Annotated in this window: 22 protein-coding genes; 10 read left to right on the forward strand and 12 right to left on the reverse strand. The window is 44.3% G+C overall.

All coding sequences use genetic code 11. The annotated features are described in order from the left end of the window. Positions 1–82: 82 nt before the first annotated feature. From ACYVNW_RS03395 to ACYVNW_RS03410, 4 genes are read right to left on the reverse strand one after another with little or no spacing between them, the layout of a single operon-like run. Positions 83–1,339 (reverse strand): aspartate kinase, encoded by a 1,257-nt coding sequence (locus ACYVNW_RS03395; RefSeq protein ID WP_460678434.1) that lies wholly within the window; start codon positions 1,337–1,339, stop codon positions 83–85. Next, a complete protein-coding gene (locus ACYVNW_RS03400) occupies positions 1,339–2,154 on the reverse strand; it encodes a DUF3298 and DUF4163 domain-containing protein (protein WP_460678435.1) in 816 nt (271 codons plus the stop codon). Before ACYVNW_RS03400 ends, ACYVNW_RS03395 begins: the two co-directional genes overlap by 1 nt. Then, positions 2,151–2,624, reverse strand: a complete 474-nt coding sequence (locus ACYVNW_RS03405; RefSeq protein WP_460678436.1) for a GNAT family N-acetyltransferase — start codon at positions 2,622–2,624, stop codon at positions 2,151–2,153. Before ACYVNW_RS03405 ends, ACYVNW_RS03400 begins: the two co-directional genes overlap by 4 nt. A gap of 3 nt (positions 2,625–2,627) precedes the next feature. Beyond that, positions 2,628–3,317, reverse strand: a complete 690-nt coding sequence (locus tag ACYVNW_RS03410; RefSeq protein WP_460678437.1) for a YggS family pyridoxal phosphate-dependent enzyme — start codon at positions 3,315–3,317, stop codon at positions 2,628–2,630. 3 nt (positions 3,318–3,320) lie between these two features. Here ACYVNW_RS03410 and ACYVNW_RS03415 point away from each other — a divergent pair, with 3 nt between their 5' ends. Next, positions 3,321–3,749: a DUF4296 domain-containing protein gene (locus tag ACYVNW_RS03415; RefSeq protein ID WP_460678438.1), complete on the forward strand. Its 429-nt coding sequence runs from the start codon at positions 3,321–3,323 to the stop codon at positions 3,747–3,749. Beyond that, positions 3,730–6,093 carry an endonuclease MutS2 gene (locus ACYVNW_RS03420; protein WP_460678439.1) on the forward strand — a complete coding sequence of 788 codons (2,364 nt, stop codon included), beginning with the start codon at positions 3,730–3,732 and terminating at the stop codon, positions 6,091–6,093. The genes ACYVNW_RS03415 and ACYVNW_RS03420 overlap by 20 nt, the downstream gene beginning before the upstream one ends. Before the next feature lie 400 nt (positions 6,094–6,493). Here ACYVNW_RS03420 and ACYVNW_RS03425 read toward each other — a convergent pair whose 3' ends face one another. Further along, on the reverse strand, positions 6,494–7,198 hold the full coding sequence (locus tag ACYVNW_RS03425; RefSeq protein WP_460678440.1) for a hypothetical protein: 705 nt from the start codon (positions 7,196–7,198) through the stop codon (positions 6,494–6,496). A 167-nt stretch (positions 7,199–7,365) separates the two neighbouring features. Here ACYVNW_RS03425 and ACYVNW_RS03430 point away from each other — a divergent pair, with 167 nt between their 5' ends. Together ACYVNW_RS03430 and ACYVNW_RS03435 are read left to right on the forward strand one after the other, a co-directional pair. After that, positions 7,366–8,064 carry a CoA transferase subunit A gene (locus ACYVNW_RS03430; RefSeq protein WP_460678441.1) on the forward strand — a complete coding sequence of 233 codons (699 nt, stop codon included), beginning with the start codon at positions 7,366–7,368 and terminating at the stop codon, positions 8,062–8,064. 11 nt (positions 8,065–8,075) lie between these two features. Then, complete coding sequence (locus tag ACYVNW_RS03435) at positions 8,076–8,732, forward strand: 3-oxoacid CoA-transferase subunit B (RefSeq protein WP_460678442.1); 657 nt, start codon at positions 8,076–8,078, stop codon at positions 8,730–8,732. A gap of 127 nt (positions 8,733–8,859) precedes the next feature. On the opposite strand, the gene purE is transcribed toward ACYVNW_RS03435, so the two are convergent. Together purE and ACYVNW_RS03445 are read right to left on the reverse strand one after the other, a co-directional pair. Next, on the reverse strand, positions 8,860–9,384 hold the full coding sequence (purE, locus tag ACYVNW_RS03440; RefSeq protein WP_460678443.1) for a 5-(carboxyamino)imidazole ribonucleotide mutase: 525 nt from the start codon (positions 9,382–9,384) through the stop codon (positions 8,860–8,862). Positions 9,385–9,507: 123 nt separating this feature from the next. Further along, positions 9,508–10,647, reverse strand: coding sequence for a 5-(carboxyamino)imidazole ribonucleotide synthase (locus ACYVNW_RS03445; RefSeq protein WP_460678444.1), 1,140 nt, complete (start codon positions 10,645–10,647; stop codon positions 9,508–9,510). 264 nt (positions 10,648–10,911) lie between these two features. Here ACYVNW_RS03445 and ACYVNW_RS03450 point away from each other — a divergent pair, with 264 nt between their 5' ends. The 3 genes from ACYVNW_RS03450 to ACYVNW_RS03460 all read left to right on the forward strand — a co-directional run bounded on the left by ACYVNW_RS03450 (position 10,912) and on the right by ACYVNW_RS03460 (position 14,483). Next, entirely contained in the window at positions 10,912–12,372 is a 1,461-nt protein-coding gene (locus ACYVNW_RS03450; RefSeq protein WP_460678445.1) for an NADP-dependent isocitrate dehydrogenase, read from the forward strand. Between the two features lie 219 nt (positions 12,373–12,591). Then, the gene (locus ACYVNW_RS03455; protein ID WP_460678446.1) at positions 12,592–13,833 is read left to right on the forward strand and encodes an MFS transporter; all 1,242 of its coding nucleotides are present in this window, start codon (positions 12,592–12,594) and stop codon (positions 13,831–13,833) included. Between the two features lie 32 nt (positions 13,834–13,865). Next, positions 13,866–14,483, forward strand: a complete 618-nt coding sequence (locus tag ACYVNW_RS03460) for a hypothetical protein (protein WP_460678447.1) — start codon at positions 13,866–13,868, stop codon at positions 14,481–14,483. A gap of 3 nt (positions 14,484–14,486) precedes the next feature. On the opposite strand, the gene ACYVNW_RS03465 is transcribed toward ACYVNW_RS03460, so the two are convergent. Both ACYVNW_RS03465 and ACYVNW_RS03470 read right to left on the reverse strand, forming a co-directional pair. Then, entirely contained in the window at positions 14,487–14,963 is a 477-nt protein-coding gene (locus tag ACYVNW_RS03465; RefSeq protein WP_460678448.1) for an NADH-quinone oxidoreductase subunit B, read from the reverse strand. 2 nt (positions 14,964–14,965) lie between these two features. Then, on the reverse strand, positions 14,966–15,580 hold the full coding sequence (locus ACYVNW_RS03470; RefSeq protein ID WP_460678449.1) for an NADH-quinone oxidoreductase subunit A: 615 nt from the start codon (positions 15,578–15,580) through the stop codon (positions 14,966–14,968). Between ACYVNW_RS03470 and ACYVNW_RS03475 the strand changes: the two genes are divergently transcribed. After that, positions 15,579–16,796, forward strand: coding sequence for a BaiN/RdsA family NAD(P)/FAD-dependent oxidoreductase (locus tag ACYVNW_RS03475; protein ID WP_460678450.1), 1,218 nt, complete (start codon positions 15,579–15,581; stop codon positions 16,794–16,796). The two genes, ACYVNW_RS03470 and ACYVNW_RS03475, sit on opposite strands and share 2 nt — an antisense overlap. A gap of 71 nt (positions 16,797–16,867) precedes the next feature. On the opposite strand, the gene ACYVNW_RS03480 is transcribed toward ACYVNW_RS03475, so the two are convergent. Together ACYVNW_RS03480 and ACYVNW_RS03485 are read right to left on the reverse strand one after the other, a co-directional pair. Further along, entirely contained in the window at positions 16,868–17,548 is a 681-nt protein-coding gene (locus ACYVNW_RS03480) for a hypothetical protein (RefSeq protein WP_460678451.1), read from the reverse strand. A 4-nt stretch (positions 17,549–17,552) separates the two neighbouring features. Next, the gene (locus ACYVNW_RS03485) at positions 17,553–18,191 is read right to left on the reverse strand and encodes a hypothetical protein (RefSeq protein WP_460678452.1); all 639 of its coding nucleotides are present in this window, start codon (positions 18,189–18,191) and stop codon (positions 17,553–17,555) included. Positions 18,192–18,243: 52 nt separating this feature from the next. Here ACYVNW_RS03485 and ACYVNW_RS03490 point away from each other — a divergent pair, with 52 nt between their 5' ends. Continuing rightward, positions 18,244–19,260 carry a threonine aldolase family protein gene (locus ACYVNW_RS03490; RefSeq protein ID WP_460678453.1) on the forward strand — a complete coding sequence of 339 codons (1,017 nt, stop codon included), beginning with the start codon at positions 18,244–18,246 and terminating at the stop codon, positions 19,258–19,260. Between the two features lie 188 nt (positions 19,261–19,448). Here the strand turns inward: ACYVNW_RS03490 and ACYVNW_RS03495 are convergent, their stop codons facing one another. Continuing rightward, positions 19,449–20,462: an aldo/keto reductase gene (locus tag ACYVNW_RS03495; protein WP_460678454.1), complete on the reverse strand. Its 1,014-nt coding sequence runs from the start codon at positions 20,460–20,462 to the stop codon at positions 19,449–19,451. A gap of 109 nt (positions 20,463–20,571) precedes the next feature. Here ACYVNW_RS03495 and ACYVNW_RS03500 point away from each other — a divergent pair, with 109 nt between their 5' ends. Next, a complete protein-coding gene (locus ACYVNW_RS03500) occupies positions 20,572–21,657 on the forward strand; it encodes a DNA topoisomerase IB (RefSeq protein WP_460678455.1) in 1,086 nt (361 codons plus the stop codon). Positions 21,658–21,698 lie beyond the last annotated feature (41 nt).

The raw sequence follows: 21,698 nt of genomic DNA on the forward strand, positions 1-21,698 counted from the left end.
ACTGAAATTCAATTAATAATAAATATGCAAAACCTGATTGTTACAAAGAAAAGGCATCCTGCTCATAGCGGATGCCTTTGTGTTATTTAAGTACCATTTGCGCCGTACTCCGGCTTAGTTGCTCAAGCAATACTGTTTTGCCTGAAGTAAATTGAGTAAGTGTTTCGGGTTGGTAATGCCTTAAAGTAATTAATTGTAAACTCTGGTTATAGCGGCAATTAAAATCAATTTGCAGGTCGTTCAACAGCGCTTTTAACCGGGTAGCATGGTCATCAAAGCAAACACTAATGCTAAGCGCCGATAACTGCAGGGCATTAATTTTAAGATGGTGTTTAGCCAGCAGGCCGGTTAAAGTGCTCAAATGCTGCTCAGATACAAACGCCTGGTTACGGGCAGTAATCGAAAGCAAAACCTGGTTCTGCTTTAAAATAATTACCGGTTTTTCGAATTTAATATATTGATTGCCCTCAATGCGTGTGCCTAGTTCAGTAGGTTGAGCGAATGATTTAACCAGCAGCGGAATGCCGGCATCAGATAATGGCTTAATCGTTTTGGGGTGGATGATGGTAGCGCCATAATACGTCATTTCAATGGCTTCGTTGTAACTCAGCGCATCAAATTTAATGGTATCTGAAAAGTATTTGGGGTCGGCATTGAGTACGCCGGGCACATCCTTCCAGGTAGTAACAGCCGAAGCTTGTAAGCAGGCTGCAAAAATTGAGGCGGTATAATCTGAACCCTCACGGCCCAAAGTAGTAGTAAAGTTCTCAGAAGTTCCGCCCAAAAAGCCTTGGGTAACTACTACGCCTTGTTCAAGCATAGCTGGTATATCCTGTTGAATGGAGGTGCAGGTTTTGTCCCAATCCACTACACCTTCGCGATAGGTATTATCGGTATGCACGTAGCCGCGTACATCCATCCAGCGGCTTGTTATACCACTTTGGTTCAAATACGCATTTACAATACGGGTGGATAACAACTCACCGATGGATACCAACTGATCATATATAAAATCATAATCATCATGCGGCTCATCTTCCAGCATCCAATCAATTTCTACAAAGGTATTTTCAAGTTCATCAAATACCGGGTGAAGGTCTGCAAATAACTCACTAACAATGTTTAGATGGTAATCTTTAATTTCCTGAAACAATGCAGTTGTATTGCCGGCCTGGGTAACGTAAGCATCTGTTAACTTTTCAAGTGCATTAGTGGTTTTACCCATGGCAGACACTACGACCAGCAATTGTTCTTGCGGGTACAGTTTTATAATTTCGGCCAGATTAATGACACCGGCCGCATCTTTTACTGATGCGCCTCCAAATTTAAATACCTGCATTATCGTACATATATAGCAGCCGGTGAATCAGGCTTTATTAGTTTTTTTAATTTATTATACGGTATCTCAATTGAGGTTTGACCCGCAGCATAAGGTTTGATCTCATACGCGTTGTACAAAAATTTAATGCCGGTTGGGGTTACTACAAAGTTATCGTTCAGGCTGAATTTGGCATCTTTGAAAAAGTAATCATGAGCCAAGCTCGCCGTTGGCGATAACAATTCCTCCTTCCTGAATATAGTATCAGCAATTTGAGTGAGTTTCGGCTGGTATCCGCTTACAAAAATATCATCCAAACCCAGTGGCTTTTTGTTCTTGGTGTCCCAGTTCAAAAAGTTGGTGATTGTCATGCCATGCGCGCCGCCTTCATAATAATAACCGGATAACTCAATGGCGAGCAGGGTAGAATCCTGGTCAATTACGCGTGCGTGGCTATCCAGCGTATAATACATTGAGCCTTGAATGCTGCCTTGCTTTTTGTCCTGGTTGTACAATTTTATCAGCCGGGTAGCCGCATCTTGTATGTTGGTTGCCTTTAAGCGATAATCGCCGCCAAACATCTTACTCAGCCGTTGGTTAATGGTGTCATTCAAAGCCATTTGTCCCTCAAAAAACGGATAGGTAATCACCGCTGAAGTACAGGTACTATCAGGCTTGCTTCCGCAATCGCCGGCGCGCTGTTTAATGGTTTTATATTGATAGGTAAGTGTATCTGTTTTAACATCCGAGCTTGCTATCCTGTTAGGTGGTTTGGAGTAGTTACAGGCGAACAAACAAAGTGAGATTAAACTCAAAGGCAGATGGTATAATTTCATAGCTTAAAGTCTGATAATTGTTGTTTAGACAATGAGGCGTTTAACCAACCCGGTTCAATGTTCGCCTCATATTTATGGTAAAAATTAATGGCGGGCTCGTTCCAATCCAATACCTGCCAGGTCATGCCGTTAAAGCCAAGTTCCTGCGCTTCTTGTATCAGGCGGTTAAATAGTAATTTGCCCAAACCTTTGCCCCGCATACTTTCTGTAACAATTAAGTCTTCAAGGTACAGGCGGCAGCCTTTCCAGGTGGAGTAGCGAATATAGTAAAGCGCAAAACCTGCAATTACACCATCCACTTCGGTTACAAATGCTTTCCAAACCGGGCGCTGACCAAAGCCTGCATCTTCAAACTCTTGTAATGTTACGCTTACTTCCAGCGGTGCCTTTTCGTAGGCAGCCAGTTCCTGTATCAGTTCCAGCAGGCGGGGGCAATCTTCTTTCCGGGCTACTCTTAAATGTACAGCCATTGCTTAATTGTTTTTCCAGTGTTTAATTACCCTTTTGCCAAACACGCTGCTGCCCAGGCGCACCATGGTACTGCCCTGTTCAATGGCCACTTTATAGTCTGATGACATGCCCATTGATAATTCGTCAAATGTGGACTGGCCTTTAAAATAGCTTTCTTTTAAGCCCTGGAAAAAGGTGTCCAGCTCATAAAACTCTTCTTTAATCTGCTTCTCATTATCCGTGTTGGTGGCAATGCCCATCAAGCCGCGAATGCGTACATGTTTCAAAACAGCAAACCCTTCGCTGCGCAACAACTCTATGGCTTCGTCAAAACCTAGCCCAAACTTGGTTTCTTCATCGGCAATGTAAATTTGAAGCAGGCAGTCAATCACCCGGTTATTTTTGGCAGCGTGTTTATCAATCTCCTGCAACAGCTTCAGGCTATCTACCGATTGTATAAGGCTGATAAACGGGGCTATATATTTTACTTTATTGCTTTGCAAATGGCCCAATAAATGCCACTGAATGTCCTGGGGTAGTTTCTCGTGCTTTTCTACCAGTTCCTGTACTGTATTTTCACCAAATATGCGCTGGCCTGCATCATAAGCCTCTTGTACATCTTCAACAGGCTTGGTTTTTGATACCGCAACAAAGGTTACGTTGATACGATCGAGCTCGTTTTTCAGTTGAGTTATATTATCTGCAATACTCATTTAATGCGTAAATTTGCTAATTGCTTCAATTTTGAAGCGCCGCTAAATTACAGAATGCGTAACTATAGTAACTTGTTTTTTTTGCTGATGCTTTTTTTGTCGGCCTGTGGCGGCAAAAAAGTACCGCCCGAAATTATACAGCCTAATGAAATGGCAGGCGTGCTTACCGATGTACATTTGGTTGACGGCAGTATTTACAGCATGCCCAATCAAACGCCAGACACGCTGTACAAATATGCATTAGACCGCTATACGCGGGTGTTTAAACAACACCAAACAGATTCGGTACAGTTTAAGAAGAGCCTGCAATATTACAGCAAGCACCCGGATAAGCTGGATGACATTTATACCCAAGTGGTACAAAACCTCGAAGAGAAAGATAAACAAATTAACCCCACAACTGACCCTAAAAATGCTTTACCCGCCAAATAGTACTGATAAGCTGGGATTTACCGAGGTAAAGGAACTGATACGTGCCCATTGCCTGAGCCCGATGGGTGAGCAAATGGTAGACCGTATACAGGTAATGAACAATTATGACCAGATACGCAAGTTTCTGAATCAGGCCAATGAGTTTAAAACGATACTTACGCATGATACGGCGCTGCCTATACACCAGTTGTTTGATATAAAAACGCTGGCTAATAAAGCACGCATTGAAGGCGCATTTCTATCTGAAGAAGAATTTTTTCAGGTACATGCTTCACTTAGTACTGTGTTTGCGGTGATCGGTTATTTCAATGAGCGCGAGGGCCGGTACCCTAATCTGGAAGCCCTCTTTGAAAATTTACCAATTGAGAAGGCCATCGTAAAAAAGATTGACCAGGTAATTAACGAAAAAGGCAAAATCCGTCCGAATGCTTCAAGGGCGTTAGCGGATATTACTGACAGTATTGCCCGCTCTGAGCAGGAAGCCCGCAAAAAAATAGACCAAATATTTAAGAACGCATCAGCCAACGGCTGGACTGCCGACGGTACTTTAACCATTCGCGATGGTAGGTTGTGTATCCCCGTTCTGGCCGAAAACAAGCGAAAGTTGCGCGGCTTTATTCATGATGAATCGGCCACAGGGCAAACGGTGTATATTGAGCCTGAAGAAGTATTCACGCTGAATAACCGTGTGCGCGATTTGGAGTTTGAGCGCAGGCGCGAGATTATTCGCATCCTGACGGCGCTTACCGACGAATTGCGCCCTTATGCGCCATTGCTACTCTCATACCACAGCTTGTTAACCAAACTGGATTTTGTACGTGCCAAAGCTTTATTCGCTATTGATATTGAAGGCAACATGCCACAGGTAGTAAACGAACCACGCTTCCATTTGACTAATGCGCGACATCCTTTATTGTATCTAAGTTTTAAAAAGGAGCAGAAAACGGTAGTACCATTAAATGTGCAGATGGACGAAAGTACCCGAATTATTGTGGTATCAGGGCCAAATGCTGGCGGTAAATCGGTTTGTATGAAAACGGTGGGCTTATTGCAGCTTATGGCACAGGCTGGTTTATTAATTCCGGCTGATGAGCATAGCACTGTAGGGGTTTTCAAACAAATATTTGTAGATATCGGCGACGACCAGTCTATTGAAAGCGATTTGAGTACCTACAGTGCGCACCTCTCCAAGATGAAAAATTTTGTGGAGCAGGCCAATGCTAAAACTATGATATTGATTGACGAGTTCGGTACAGGTACCGATCCGCAATTCGGTGGCCCTATAGCCGAAGCCGTACTTGAATCGCTCAATCATAAAAAAGTAAGGGGGATGGTCACTACGCACTACTCCAATCTTAAGGTATTCGCCAGCAATGCCGAGGGGCTGGAAAATGCTTCGATGTTGTTTGATAACGTAAATATGAAGCCCCTTTATATATTGGAGGTAGGTAAGCCTGGCAGCTCATATGCATTTGAGATTGCACAAAAAATAGGCCTGCCTTCGCAGGTACTCAATCTGGCCAAAAATAAAATAGGTACCAACCAGAAAAAGGTTGATACACTGTTGGTGGATCTCGAGCGTGAAAAGAAAGAGATTTACGACAGCAAAGTTCAGATTGAGCGCCAACAACGACGGGTTAATGAACTGTTGAAAGAGAACGAGCAACTCAAAACCTATCTTGAAGAAAACAAAAGAGCCTTGATGCGCGAAGCCAAGCAGCAGGCACAAAGCATCATTACCAATGCCAATAAACTGGTTGAGAATACTATTGCCGAGATAAAAAGCAGTAATGCCGATAAAGAGGTAACCCGGCAGTTGCGTAACAACCTGCAGCAGGAACTGCAGAAGAACAAAGTAAAGCCAGAACCGAAACCAGTGTTAGCTGCCAAAGATGATGAAATTCGTGCAGGCGATTGGGTTCGGTTGGTAGACAGTGGTACTACCGGGCAGGTACTGGAGGTAGCCAAGGATAATGTGATTATTGCTATGGGCGAATTGCGTACTGTGGCAAAGCGCAAGCGGGTAGAGAAGATAGATAAAAAGGAAGTACCCAAAGATGTACGCCGCAGCTTCTCGGGCTCTACCAGTGATGTGGCCAGTTTTAGTCCGGAGATAGATGTGCGTGGTATGCGCGGCGAAGATGCCTTACATGCCATTGAAAAAATGCTGGACCGTGGCCTGATGATGGGCGTGAGTAATCTAAAAATTCTGCATGGTAAGGGTGATGGTATTTTGCGCCGCCTCATCCGCGATTACATGCGCAAATATGACCAGGTAAGCCACATGGAAGATGAGCACGCTGACAGGGGGGGAGATGGTGTAACCTATGTGTATTTAAAATAAGATAGGCTTTTTCAATGTGAGGAACGAAGCAGCCTCGTAGTCAAGCATTATACAATGTGCTGACAGCAAGATTGCTTACTTCTTCGCAATGACGATATTATCAGAAAAATTAATTAGAATTAATTACTGCGAACCTTACCGTTTAGGGCAGCTTTTACAACGCTTTCCGCGCTTATATTTTTTGCAGCACTTTTTGAATGCTGCAAAATCGGTAGGGCTAAGGCTCTTTAGTGGTGTGCCGCTAAATGCTGCCTCAGTTATATATTGAATTAGTTTTTCGTCTATACCACAACTCATCTGCTACTAATAACGTCTGCAAAGATAAGTTATTTTTAATCATTATAAATAAGGCGTTCAATATTAACTATTGAACGCCTTATTTACTGAACATGATTATTGGCTATTCGCCGCCGGTTACTTTACTGCCGTCTTGTTCGGGGCTGTTGCTGCCGTAATCGGGGCCGCGTTCATTTTCGGGCTTATAATCAGCTTTACCATCGTTTTGATTGTCTTCGGTAATTTGGCCGTTACCTTTTGTCTGTAACTCACCATCTACTTTTTGGCCGCTGGTTCCATCGTTGTCAGCAGTACCGGTTTGGGTTTCTTGTCCGCCATTACCGTTGGGGTTGGTGCTGCTGTCAACTTGTGGTTCACCACCACCTACTTTTTCTTGTTCTGGTGCTTCTCTGTAGCCGGTATCATCCTGGCCTTTTTCTCCTTGTCCCATATTTGTATTTGCTGCGCCGGCTTGTTCGGCTGGTTTAAAATTATTGTTTTCGGGGTGTTCTTCTAACGGCTCTGTACGCTTAAAGTAGTCGTTGTCGTAACCTGCATTCTGCGAGGTATTGGCCGCATCATCACCCGAGCGGGTTACGTTTGGCTCGCCAAAATTCTGGCCGCCCATACCGTGGCTTTCATAACCTTTATTGTCAGGGTCTTTGTCGTTACTATCTCCAAAAAGGTAAGAACGCTTTAAATCCTTTTCTTCTACCTCATTATCATCTACCTGGGTAACCGATACCGGCGGGTTAGAAGTCTGCTCGGTATGGTGTGGGTAATCCTGGGTAGGTTCTTCGTCGTATGGTTCTTTATCGTCAGGTATCATAGGTGCTATGTATTAGATGTTGTTTATAGAACCGAAAGGATGGAGAAAATGTTTGTCAGCAAATGAATTTGAAACAGTGGGTTGAAGGGTAACTGATAAAAACAATACTATGCATGCATAGTATTTAATAAAATTTGTACATTAGCCGCCAACCAATTATATACCTAATGAATAAAGTAGTAACTGATGCTGAAACCGCCATCAGTGATATTCACAATGGCGTGACCCTGATGCTTGGCGGCTTCGGCCTGTGTGGTATACCCGAAAACTGTATTGCTGCATTGGTAAAAAAAAGAGTAAAAGATTTAACCTGCATTTCCAATAATGCCGGGGTAGATGATTTCGGTATCGGCCTGATGCTTCAGCAGCGGCAGGTTAAAAAAATGATATCTTCTTATGTGGGTGAAAATGCGGAGTTTGAGCGCCAGTTGCTGAGCGGCGAACTGGAAGTAGAGCTTATTCCTCAAGGTACCTTAGCCACACGGTGCATGGCTGCAGGCTACGGTATGCCGGCAATTTTTACCCCGGCAGGTGTGGGTACTGAGATAGCCGAAGGTAAAGAAGTTCGCAACTTTAACGGCAAAGATTACCTGATGGAAATGGCTTTCGATGCTGATTTTGCACTGGTAAAGGCTTGGAAAGGTGATACGCAGGGTAACCTCATCTACCGTTCAACTGCACGTAATTTTAATCCTGTGATGGCTATGGCAGGTAAAATTACCATTGCTGAAGTTGAAGAATTGGTACCGGCAGGAGAGTTAGACCCCGACCAAATTCATACGCCCGGCATTTATGTGCACCGCATTTTTCAGGGCGAAAAGTACGAAAAGCGTATTGAACACCGCACCGTTAGAAAGCACGAATAAAGAGGTAAAAGATGTTAGATAAGCAAGGCATTGCCAAGCGCATAGCGCGTGAAATAAAAGACGGATATTACGTAAACCTGGGCATCGGCATACCCACGCTGGTAGCCAATTATATACCTGAGGGTATGGATGTAGTACTGCAATCAGAAAACGGCTTATTGGGCATGGGGCCTTTTCCTTGTGAAGGCGAAGAGGATGCCGATACCATAAACGCCGGTAAGCAAACCATTACCACCTTACCGGGTTCAGCAATTTTTGATTCAGCCATGAGTTTTGGCATGATCCGGGCACGAAAGGTCAATCTCACTATTCTGGGCGCTATGGAAGTTTCTGAAAACGGTGATATTGCCAACTGGAAAATACCTGGCAAAATGGTTAAGGGTATGGGGGGCGCTATGGATCTGGTGGCTTCTGCCGAGAACATCATCGTGGCCATGCAGCATGTCAACAAAGCCGGAGAGTCCAAGCTATTGCCTCAATGCACCTTGCCGCTTACCGGCGTAAATTGCGTGAAAAAGATTGTAACAGAATTGGCAGTTTTAGATGTGCTGCCCCAAGGCGGTTTTCAACTCATTGAACTGGCACCAGGCGTAAGCGTAGAACAGGTAAAGAATGCTACTGCTGGAAGGTTAGTAATTGAGGGCGAAGTACGGGAGATGGTAATTTAAAGAATAGAAAGATGGCAGGTATTAAGCATTGTCATTGCGAGCGATAGCGTGGCAACCGCTTGCTATACAGAGGCGCAGATGCCTCAGTGCGATTGCAACGCTATCGCTCGCAATGACAAATTGTAGCCTAAAACGTATCAAACCCGTTTTCGTAGCCTTCACCTTTCAGCGCCGTTGCTGATTCTTCTACTTTCTTCGCCAGTTCAGCTTTAAATGCAATCAGATTCTGCGTCAGATATTCATCGCCGGTGGATAAAATCTGCGCTGCTAAAATACCAGCATTTTGCGCCGCATTTACAGCTACCGTTGCTACCGGAATGCCATTAGGCATCTGCACGATAGAAAGCAGCGAATCCCATCCGTCGATTGAATTACTTGATTTTACCGGAACGCCAATAACAGGCAAATGCGTAAGTGAAGCCACCATACCCGGTAAGTGTGCCGCACCGCCGGCACCGGCGATGATTACTTTCAATCCGCGGTCGGCGGCTGACTTGGCATAGCTGAACATGCGCTCGGGGGTACGGTGGGCCGAAACTACGGTAAGTTCATAGGCCACGCCTAATTGTTTCAGCACATCGGCGGCGGCCTGCATCACCGGCAGGTCTGATTTACTGCCCATAATAATGCCGGCCTTTATTGTTTGTTCCATAAATATAACTCGATTATAAATCTGTCATTGCGAGCGATAGCGTAGCAACCGCACGGAGGCATCTGCGCCTCGGTATAGCAAGCGGTTGCCACGCTGTCGCTCGCAATGACAAAGTAAAATATCTTAACTCACTACCTTTAAGGTCTGCTGCACCATTCGTGCCCGTTCAATGGCTTTCTCGCGGTCGGCATCTACAATGGTCACATGCCCCATTTTGCGGAAAGGTTTGGTAAGTGTTTTGCCATAGAGGTGAATATATACGCCGGGGCATTTCAGTACTTTTTCAATTCCCTGGTAAACAGCAGGCCCTTCGTAGCCCGCCTCACCCAGCAAATTGATCATAATAGCGTTCGACAGGCTTTCGGTATTACCTAAAGGCTGATTGAAGATAGCCCGAAGGTGCTGCTCAAATTGCGATACCACGTTGCCTTCAATGGTCTGGTGGCCACTGTTGTGCGGGCGCGGAGCCAATTCGTTTACCAATATGCGGCCTTCTTTGTCTAAAAACATCTCAACCGCCAGCAGCCCCACAATACGCAGGTCTTCGGCAATCTTTTTGGCTATGGCCGTAGCTTCCTGCTGCACTTCGAAGGGCAGGGTAGAAGGTGAAATTAAAAATTCTACCAAATTAGCTTCAGGGTTGAATTCCATTTCTACCAACGGAAAGGTACTTACCTCGCCCCGTTCATTGCGCGCTACGATGACAGCAATTTCTTTTTCGAAATCAACCCAACGCTCAATCAGGCTTGGCGCGGTAAACGCACCTGCGAGGTCATTTTCATCTACCACTTTGTAAACGCCTTTACCATCATATCCATCGCGCCGCAGCTTTTGGATATAAGGAAACGGGATAGATGAATTTTTAAGTTGTTCGGCAGAAGATATAATTTGAAATTCGGCAGTAGGAATATCATTCTCCTTAAAAAACTGCTTTTGCAGCCCTTTATCCTGAATAAGCCGGATAACACGTGGCTGAGGGTATACTTCTACACCTTCGCGCTCCAGTTGCTCTAAAGCATCTACATTTACTTTTTCAATTTCAATGGTGAGCAAATCCACCTTTTTGCCAAAGTTATATACGGTTTCATAATCGCTTAATGAGCCGGTTACAAATTCATCGCACAACTTGCGGCAGGGTGCCTCCTTGTCAGGGTCTAATACCTTAACAGTTACATTGTAATTGATGGCCTGCTGTATCAGCATACGGCCCAACTGGCCGCCGCCCAGAATACCTAAGCGTAAATCGCCGTAAAATGCTTTCATATTTGGATATGCAATTTTACTTTAAATGTTTCAAAAAGCCTAAACAGTATTTAAAAAGGCTGTTCCGGTATGGTGAGTATTTGAAGAATACTTAAAAAAGATGTTTAACTCAAAATTTACAACAATGCTGTTGTTGCCCTGTTTGCATCATAAATAAACCAATAATTAAAGCATCATACCCTTACTTTAAATATAATTAGCTTCAAAAGAGCGCTTAAAAAAGGGTATATTTGCGCTTTGTTTACCATAAAAACAGTTTTTTGAATGAAGACCAAAATTGCTGTAGCTAAAGGTGATGGTATCGGTCCAGAAATTATGGATGCCGTGCTGCGAATCTTTGAAGCTAACGAAGTTGCCCTCGATTACGAATTTGTAGAAATGGGCAAATCATATTTCGATGCCGGCCACTCTACCGGTATGACCGAACAAGCTAAAGATACGATTGAAACTTTGGGCGTATTGTTTAAAGGCCCGATGGAAACCCCAAAAGGAAAAGGCGTTAAAAGTATCAATGTAACTGCCCGTAAGGTTTGGAATACGTATGCCAATCAGCGCGACTTCCGTTCATTGAATGGTGTGCAAACTGTGTTTTCAAAAGCGGGTATTCCTATCAACATGACAATTGTTCGTGAGAACATTGAGGACACTTATGGCGGCATTGAGCACATGATGACTAACGACGTGGCTGTAGCCCGCCGTATCATTACCCGTCCAGGCTCAGCACAGGTAATTCGCTACACTTTTGAAATGGCCCGCCGTAAGGGTTACAAAAAAGTAGCCTGCGGTCACAAAGCCAATATTATGAAACTGACCGATGGCCTGTTTTTAGAAACGTTTTATGCCATCGCCAAAGAATACCCTGATCTGCAAGCTACAGATATTATTGTAGATGACCTGTGCATGAAACTGGTATCGCACCCGGAAATGTTCCAGGTAATTGTATTGACCAACCTGCAGGGAGATATTGTATCTGACCTTTGTGCCGGTTTGGTAGGTGGTTTAGGTTTCGCACCATCGGCCAATATTGGTGATAATATCTCAATTTTTGAAGCAGTGCATGGTACCGCACCTGATATTGCAGGTCGAAATATTGCTAACCCAACTGCATTGCTATTATCTGGCATCTCTATGTTGCGCTATTTAGGTTTCACTGCCAACGCAGCTACCATTGAAAACGCATTGCTATATACTTTGGAAAAAGGTATGCACACCGGCGACTTCGGCGACCGGAGTACGCCATCGTTGAACACCACAGAGTTTGCCGATTGCATTATTACCAATCTGGGTAAACATCCAAGTTCGGGCGGTGCATTTTCTCAACCCAATTTTGAGTGCCATACCAATATTGAACACCACCCCGCTCAAAACAAAATTACTGTCAGCGAACCCGACATTGAGGAAACTATTCAGGGCGTTGATGTATTTGTGGAATATACCGGCCAGCCTGCTGAGTTGGCAGCACTGGCGCAAAGCAAGCTGAATGATAAGTTTAAATTGATTATGATTTCAAACCGGGGTACCCAGGTTTGGCCAACAGGCTCTATTTATACCGAACTGGTAAATCAGTACCGCATACGTTTTGAGAAAACTGAAGGTGTTACTTTATCTCAAAAAGATGCACTTGCTATTGCAGCTGATGTATCTGATGCGGTTAAAGTATGTTCAGTTGAGTTTCTGATGAAATTTGGTGATAAGATGGGTTACTCATTGGCTCAAGGCCAATAAGCATCTGCCGTTTTTAGATATGCAAGGGTTAGCTTCAAAAAGCTAACCCTTTTTGTTTAGGTTGATATTTTGTTTTATACAACTAAAAGGTGTAATCAAAACTTAGCAAGGTGTTTTTAAATAGCTATCTTGCTTATACCTAATCAATAACATCTACCTACTTTGCCAGTTCGTTTACCAGTATTAAAGGAAAGTACCGGGTTACGGTATTTTACCTTTTTGTATTTATACATTATGCAGGGCATACCCTCAGGGTTTGCTTTAACTGCGATGGCTAATTATTTAGCCGGTCAGGGCTTGAGTTCGAAAGCCATCGGTACATTTGTAGCCATTGTTGGCATTCCCTGGATTGTGCAGTTTGTTTGGGGGCCGATTATTGACCGTTACCAATATTCAGTTATCGGGCATCGTAAACAGTGGGTAGTGCTTACCCAATTGGTTGCTTTTTTGGCTTCACTGAGTTTATTACTGGTACATGATCCGGCTCAGCAGGTGGGCCTCATGTCGGCTGTATTTTTCACGCATAGTATATTCGCCTCCGTTCAGGATGCCAGTGTAGATGCCATTGCCATCGCCATAGTGCCCGATCATGAACGTGGCCGTGTAAACGCTTTTATGCGTGGTGGTTATTTGCTGGGAATTGCTATTGGTTCGGCCGGCCTATCTACTGTGTTACACCATTATGGCTTCCGCATGGCGGCTTCGGTTCAATCAGCACTACTATTGGTGATGACGGTACTAACCTTTTTTATTAAGTTGGATAATGCCGATCAGTTAATACCCAAATTTGGTAAGTCTGTTCGTTCGGATAGTACACATCCTGACGAAAATCCAAGCCTATCATGGTTATTTAAGGAGTTATACACAGGCATTGCCGAGCGCAGCAACCTGCAAACTTTCGCCATTATTGCCCTGGTATATACCTGCGCCAGTATTTTTATACGTTCCTTCTCTTACTATACTATACATAACCTGCATTGGGCCGATCAGGAGATATCGGTATTGCAGGGTGGCTGGGGAACTCTGGCTACGGTGCTGGTGACCATAACCGGAGGCATAGTGGCCGATAAGATTGGGCCCGAACGTTTGCAGTTGAAAGTAATGCTGGTGCTATGTACTTTTTTGATTGTATTTAACAGTCTCGGTTTTTTATGGGTACACCGGCCGGTTACGGTAGCCGGGCTGATTTTATGGAACTTTGCGGACCCCATGTTCAGTGTAGCGGCTATGCCGGTACTGATGGCACTTTGCAGGCAAAAAGTAGAGGGATCGCAGTTTACTACCTATATGGCAATGGTGAATTTTTGCGATGTGCTGGGTTCTTATGTATCAGGCTGGGCTTTAACGTTTATTGCAGCGCCTCATTTGGGTATCGCTTGCGGATGCTTTATTGCCGTAGCGTGCTTAATTACAATATACCGGCGGCGTATGCAAAACACATTAGCGCCTGTGAGTAATTAATTGTCTGGCAACTTGTATAAATATATTGTTTTATGAACACTGCACTTATTAATATACCGTATTTGCTTGGTAAAAAAGTAGCACGGCAGTTGGTGTTTGATGATGATGGCTTAACACTGCATAAAGGGTATTCAAAAGTAACTGCAAATGTTCTATGGGAAAATCTGGCAGCCCTCCGTTTAAAAGTCACTCCAATTTCCGGGGTCTATTGCACGGTTGGTCGGCAGTATTGCATTGAGTTAAAAACCGAAACGGGCGAGGTGCACATGATCAGACTCAATAGTTTATACAAAATAAAAAGAAAGCTGTATGAACAATTATGGTCTGAAGTATACCAGCAGTTATATAACTTTCATTTCAGGCGCGTGCTCAATTATTACCTCGAACTGCATTCCATCGGGCAGGTATTTGAAGTTAGCGATGTGAAAATCTATACAAATGGCATAAGTTGGGACAATCAGCCGGTACTGAACTGGACAACACTGGAAGTTAACGCTTACAACCGGTATTTTGTATTGCATAGCAGGCACGGTAATTACCAGCGCAAATTTTTGTATTACGGTCGGGATTGGAACGCCTGGCTGCTACTGGAAGTCTTAAAGCAAGTTGTATCGGCAAAGAATAATGATATCAGGCGGCGCAGAGCTTAATAATTAAATTGTAATCAGCGCTTCGCCTTCAATCTTTTTTTGTAGCTCCATTATAGCGCCAATTAAGGCTTCGGGGCGTGGGGGGCAGCCTTGCACATATACATCAACGGGTATCACACGGTCAACGCCCTTAACTACGTGGTAACCATGCTGCCAGTAAGGGCCACCGCAGTTGGAGCATGAGCCCATCGAAATTACGTATTTGGGATCGGGCATTTGCTCATACAAGCGTTTAATACGCTCTGCCATTTTAAAGGTAACCGTGCCGGCGATAATAATTACATCCGCCTGCCGCGCAGAGGGGCGGGGGAAAACACCCAGGCGGTCAACATCATAAGTACTGGCATACATGCCCATCATCTCAATGGCGCAGCAGGCAATACCAAAGCTCAGCGGCCAAACCGATGAGAGGCGTGCCCAGTTCAATAAATCATTCAGCTTGGTGACAACTATGCCGCCTTCTTCATTCATCTTCTCCATACTCACGGGGCTGGTTTTTTAAAAGCTGGTTTAAACATCGGTTTTTTTGCAGCAGCCGGATTAGCGGCAATTTCTGCTGTAGTTGCCGCCGAAGCCGCTTCAGGTGGTGTAGTTGTTGTAGAAAATAGCCTTACAGCATAAACGCTTTGTTCTGCATTTAACTGTTCGTATACACTAAGCGGAATTTTAACATCCGTTTTAGCCACTTTCGCCACAGGCTTAATCCATTCTAAATCCCCTTTGCGCCATACATACACCAAACCTAAAATCAGGATGGTAACAAACGCAAACATTTCAATCAAACTAAAAGTACCCCAGCGCGGTTCTTGGGCAATAATAGTTTTATCGGCAAATACCGTAGCCCATGGAAAAATGAAAACCATTTCCACATCAAATAGCAAAAACACCAGGGCAATTACATAAAAGCGGGTGTTGAAAGGCAGCCAGGCCGAACCTTCCGGTTCTTCACCGCATTCATAAGTGGTCAGCTTCTCGGGCGTAGGGTTGTTAGGCGAAATAAGGCGGGCCATAAACATGGTAACGCCTACCAATATAAAACCGGTAATCAGAAAGATAAATATCTTTCCAAATTCTGATATTTGCGAAACCTCGCTCATGGCTGCAAATTTAACAAATCCAACCCAGTTTGATGCAATAATAATAGGTGCCGGTGCCTGCGGATTAATGTGCGCAGCACAGGCCGGATTATTGGGCAAACGTACCTTGATTTTGGAAGGCAATAACCGTCCCGGTGCTAAAATATTAATTAGTGGTGGCGGCCGTTGTAATTACACAAATCTGTATACCACGCCCGAGCAGTTTGTTTCGGCAAATCTGCACTTCTCTAAATCAGCCTTCGCGCAGTGGACGGTTGAAGACACCCTAAATTTTTTTAGTGTTTATGGCATAGAAGGGAAAGAGAAAACACTGGGTCAGCTTTTTCCGGTAACGGATAAAGCGCGTGATGTGGTTAAAGTATTTACCGATGCCTGCGAGCAACTGGGGCAAGAAATATGGCTGGAATGCCTGGTGAAGCAAGTAGATCAAAATGCTGGCGGTGGTTTCACGGTTGTTTTCGAACGCAACGGCCGGCAGCAGCAATTGCAGGCTCCCAAAGTAGTGGTGACTACCGGTGGCTTGCCGGTACAAAAATTAGGTGCCTCTGATTTTGCTTTACGTTTGGCCAAAAAATTTAATCTAAACATCAGGCCAACTGCACCTGCATTGGTGCCGTTAACCATTACGGGTAAAGATCAAACCTGGTACCAGCAACTCTCGGGCAACAGTATCTTTAGCAGGGTATGGAATGATCGTATCAGTTTCGAAGAAAATATATTGTTTACCCATTGGGGGTTAAGCGGCCCTGCTATTTTGCAAATATCTTCTTACTGGCAGCCGAGTGAATATATCTACATTGATTTATTACCAAAGAAAAACATTGTTGAGTTAATAGAAGGTGAGCGGGTTGTGAGTCCTAAAAAGACATTGCTCAATCTGCTGGCACCGCTTTTCACACGTAAGTTTGCCGAAGCCTTGGGTTATCAGCTACCGGTTGAAAAGAACCTGGCCTCGCTCAGTAAAGCAGACATTAATTGGATTGAACAAGTTATTCACGAATTTAAAGTAAAACCGGCAGGAGACAAAGGCTACGATAAAGCTGAGGTAATGCGCGGTGGTATTGATACTGCCGAATTATCTTCTAAAACATTGGAAGCAAAAAAAGTACCTGGCTTATACTTCGGCGGCGAATGTGTTGACGTAACCGGCTGGCTGGGGGGATACAATTTTCAGTGGGCCTGGGCCTGTGGTTTTGTAATTGCGCAGCAATTGTAAAGAAAAGCCTCAGTTAAACAAAAGGCTCATCTGTAAAAACAGATGAGCCTTTTTATTCATGTTATGTAAGTTTATTTGCCGGCCTTCTGCTGATTTTTAACGTAATAATAATTGGCAATCAATGCCTCTGTTTTGTTCAATGAATATTTGCCGGCTTGTATTTGTTGTACTACCTGCGGTTCATCGGCCATAATATCGCTCATTAAGTCTATAAAGTTATCATTTGTAATTTGCGTAAGCTCAGAGGGAGAGGCACCAAAGTAGTAAGTGGTTTTAGAGCGGCCACCCTGACCACCGCCAAACGATATGCCTACGCCGCCACCGCCGTAGCCACCAAAGCTGCCACCGCCAATACCTGCCGATATGCCCGGACTGATGCCAAAGCCACCACCTCCGGTACCGCGCAGTACATAGATTTTTAAAGGCTCATCGGCAAGCACTTGAATGAAATCCAGCTCATTTTTGCTCCAGTTGGCATTCATGGGGGCAGGTGCTACCACAAAGCTATCGCGGCCAGCTACAAAGTAGCGCAAATCACTGGCGGCAAGTTCTATTTTGTTGGCTTTGTCATCTTCTTTAAAAACAATAAAGGCCTGCCCTTTTACCGGGCCTTTACCTGAAGGTGCGCTTTGAATCAAGCCGGTCATTTTGTTGCCTTTCACATCTTCGAAATGGCCGGGAATGAATTTTTTACTTTGCGCCTTTACCGCAAATGAACTTGAGATTAACAAAAATAAAAGGGCAATCCGCATAAATTTAATTTTCTGTTCCTTCTTCCGTAGAAGTTGTTGTATGTTTAATAACACCAGTTTTATAAGACTCTATTAAGTCTTCCATTTCACTATAACTGAAATTTCCCACTTTAATTTCCTTTACCAGTACTGTATTGTCACTTAGTAGTTCACTCATTACCTTTTTGAAATCGCCACGCTTCATTTTAGTTAGGTGATCAGCATCAGGGCCAGTGTAGTAAACATTATTGTTATAACTCAAGCCACCGTTAGATGCCAAGTTGAGTAAACTGTATTTGCTTCCTATATATTTCTTTTGTGCAATGCCATATAATTTGGTTGGCTTATTCAGCAACACTTTTACAAAAGGAGTTTTATGTAAATCTTCTTCGTGAGACACTACAAAGCTATCAACGCCAATAACAATGCTTTTAATGTTCTCAGCCTGAATTTTTTGATTTTCCGCATCCATTGTTGGTCTGAATTTGATGGCACTGCCTATTGAATAAAGCAGGTATTTCTCGTTAGCGGGTTTAGCAATAAAGCCGGAATGTTTAGCGTTGGTTGAATCGTAATAGCTGCCTGGCTGCCAGTCACTGAAAATTTGTGCCTGTGATTTGAAACTAACGCTTAAAAATGCGATAATTAGTAAAATTCTGTACATAAGATTTAGATATTTGAGGAAGCTAATTTATAAATAAAACTACACAAGATTGATGATGACTGTTGATTTACGCAGCGATACGATTACCAAACCCACGCCCGGCATGCTGGAGGCGATGTGGAGCGCCAAAGTAGGAGATGATGTGTTTGGGGAAGACGAAAGCATAAATGCCCTAGAAGAAAAAGCGGCCCGTATGTTTGGCATGGAGGCCGGCATCTTTTGCCCATCAGGTACCATGACCAACCAGATTGCTATTAAGTGCTTTACCCAACCGCTGGATGAGCTGATTGCCGACCAAACCGCACACGTATACCGTTATGAAGGTGGAGGCATTGCCTTCAACTCAGCAGTATCTACCCGTTTACTCAACGGTGAACGGGGCCGTATTACTGCCGAAATGATTGAGCCTGAAATTAATGCCGAAAATATCCACTATCCGCATACCAGCCTGGTGGTGCTCGAAAACACCGTGAACAAAGGCGGCGGTAGCTGCTATTACCTGAAGGATATTGCACCTATAGCCGAGTTATGCCGTCGTACTAATCTTACTTTGCATCTGGACGGCGCCCGCATTTTTAACGCATTAGCTCACACAGGTGATAAGGCCGAAGAATATGGCAAATACTTTAACGGTATTTCGGTTTGCTTGTCTAAAGGTTTAGGTGCACCCGTAGGTTCGGTGTTACTGGCTGATAAAGCGACTATTACAATGGCCCGCCGTATACGGAAGGTATTAGGCGGCGGTATGCGCCAGGCCGGTTTCCTGGCTGCGGCTGCCTCTTATGCACTCGATCATCATGTGGAGCGCTTGAAGACAGATCATGCTCATGCCCGCATCCTGGCCGATGAATTGGCACAGTGCAATTGGGTGACCGGTGTGGTACCGGTAGAAACCAATATTGTATTATTTGATACGGTGAAACCGGCTGCCGAAGTAGTGCAGGAACTGGCTGCCCATGGTATTAAATGCAGCAGCACCGACAGGCAACGCATCCGCTTTGTAACTCATCTGGATGTGCATCCTGATCAAGTGGAGTACACGGTGAGTGTGTTAAAAAAATTAAAATAGAAATTTCGGATTTCGGAGGTTCAATATCGGATATATTTACCACCACGTCATTGCGGGGTACGGGCGCCATCTCTATACACCATGTCTCAATCAGGTGTATAGAGATGGTTCCCGTACCCCGCAATGACTTTACTTTAAAGTATCCAAATAAAATTCCGAAATCGAACCTCCGAAATCCGAAATCAAACCTACCTATCTCTTCCCTGAAAATCTACCATCCAGCCGGGGTACTCTTGTCCGAGGGCGCTTACTTCGTCTATACGCTTCAGGTCATCGGCAGATAAAATAAATTCTGTTGATTTGATATTGTCGCGCAACTGTTCCGGTTTTTTGGCACCGATGATGGTACTGGTCACACTGGGCTGTTGCCTTACCCAGGCCAATGCCAGTTGCGCCACTGAGGCATTGTGCTGTTTACTTAAACCGGCCAGTACATCTACAATGTCATAAGCCTTTTCCTTATTGATCGGCGGAAAATCGAACTCATCACGGCGCGAATCACCGGCCTTTTCGTTATTGCGGGTATATTTGCCTGATAGAAAACCACCGGCCAATGGGCTCCAGGGCATTACGGCCAGGTTTTGGTCGGCAGCCAGCGGTAATATTTCGCGCTCAATATCGCGGCCGGATAGGGAATAAAAATATTGTAAGCCTACAAATTTGTTCCACCCTTGCTTTTCGGCAATTCCTATAGCTTTCATCACCATCCAGGCCGGCCAGTTACACACGGCTATATAACGTACCTTGCCGGTAAGTACAATATCATTCAGTGCCCGCATGGTTTCTTCAACCGGCGTGCGGCGGTCAACGCCATGCACATACAGAATATCTATATGATCCATTTGCAGCCGCTGCAAACTTGCATCTACGGAGTTGAAAATGTGGTAACGTGATAAGCCGATGTCATTTACCGCATCGCTCATTTTGCCGCGTACCTTAGTAGCAATCACCAGCTCGTTACGGTTAAGGCCTAAATCTTTGATGGATTGTCCTAGCAGTTTTTCCGATTCACCAATTGAGTAGACGTTGGCCGTATCAATAAAATTAATACCACTATCCACAACAGTCTTCATCAACTCGTTCACTTCCTGTTGTTGTATACGGCCAATGGCTTCCCACATGCCTTTGCCGCCGAAGGTCATGGTGCCGAAGCAAATTTCAGATACCAGCAAACCGGTAGAGCCTAAAAAGTTGTATTTCATGGTTGCGTTTGTTTGATGTTAGCAACCCGGCAAGCAGCGTAATTGTTTATAACTATGGTTAGTATGGAATAAAACTTAAGTTATCGCTGCTTGTTTACTCATTAATATTATGAACCGCCTCGAAAAAAAGCTTGAAAAAATTGGCCGCGATCCAAAGATAACGGCCAAAGCCGTAGGGTTGCGCTATGTAACAGATAGTAGCCCCGGTTATACCCGCAAACCAGCCGGTAAAGGATATGCTTATTATGATGCGCAGGGTGAAAAAGTAACCGATAAGGAATTGATCGAACGGTTTAACAAACTGGTCATTCCACCAGCTTATACCAAGGTATGGATATCTCCGCACGAAAACAGCCACCTGCAATTTACCGGTACTGATGCTGCCGGCCGCAAGCAGTACCGGTACCATGCCGAGTGGAACCGTATACGCAACCAATCCAAATATCACCGCCTTCAGGCATTTGCAGCGCATTTGCCAGCCATACGCGAGCAAGTGGAAAAGGATTTGGCCCACCGCAATTTCGATCATGATAAAGTTGTGGCCCTGGTGGTGCGGTTAATGGAGCTGACCAGCATTCGCATCGGAAATGAATCTTACAAAAAACTATATGGGCATTACGGCTTAACCACGCTGTTGAACAAGCATGTGAAAATTGAAGGTTCGAAACTGAAGTTTGAGTTTAAGGGCAAAAAAGGTGTATATCATAATATTAAACTTCAAAGTCCGCGTTTGGCAAGGCTGGTTAAACAATGTAAAGATATACCGGGTAAAGAGCTTTTTCAGTATTACGATGATGAAGGGGAGCGCCACACTGTAGATTCAGGTGATATCAATACCTACCTGAAAACTATCACCGGCGAAGATTTTACAGCGAAAGATTTCCGTACCTGGGCCGGCAGCGTGAGCGCATTATTTGCATTTAAAGAGGCAGGCGAGTATGAGAACCAAACCGAATGCCGCAAGAAGGTGATCAGCGTGTTGGATGAAGTAGCGGTTAACCTGGGTAATACACGTACGGTTTGCAAAAAGTATTACGTGCACCCCACCATTATCAAAAGTTACGAGGAGGGTACGTTGTTTAAATACATCAGCGGCTTGGACGAAGATCAGGAAGAAAAAGTTTCGGAGCTGAACCTGGCCGAGAAAGCGTTGCTCAACATTCTGGAAAATGAAAAACTGGCCGAAGCCAGTTAATCGTAAAACTATTAATTAACGCAATAAAGAACGGGTGTGTG

It is taken from the genome of Mucilaginibacter koreensis (assembly GCF_054783355.1).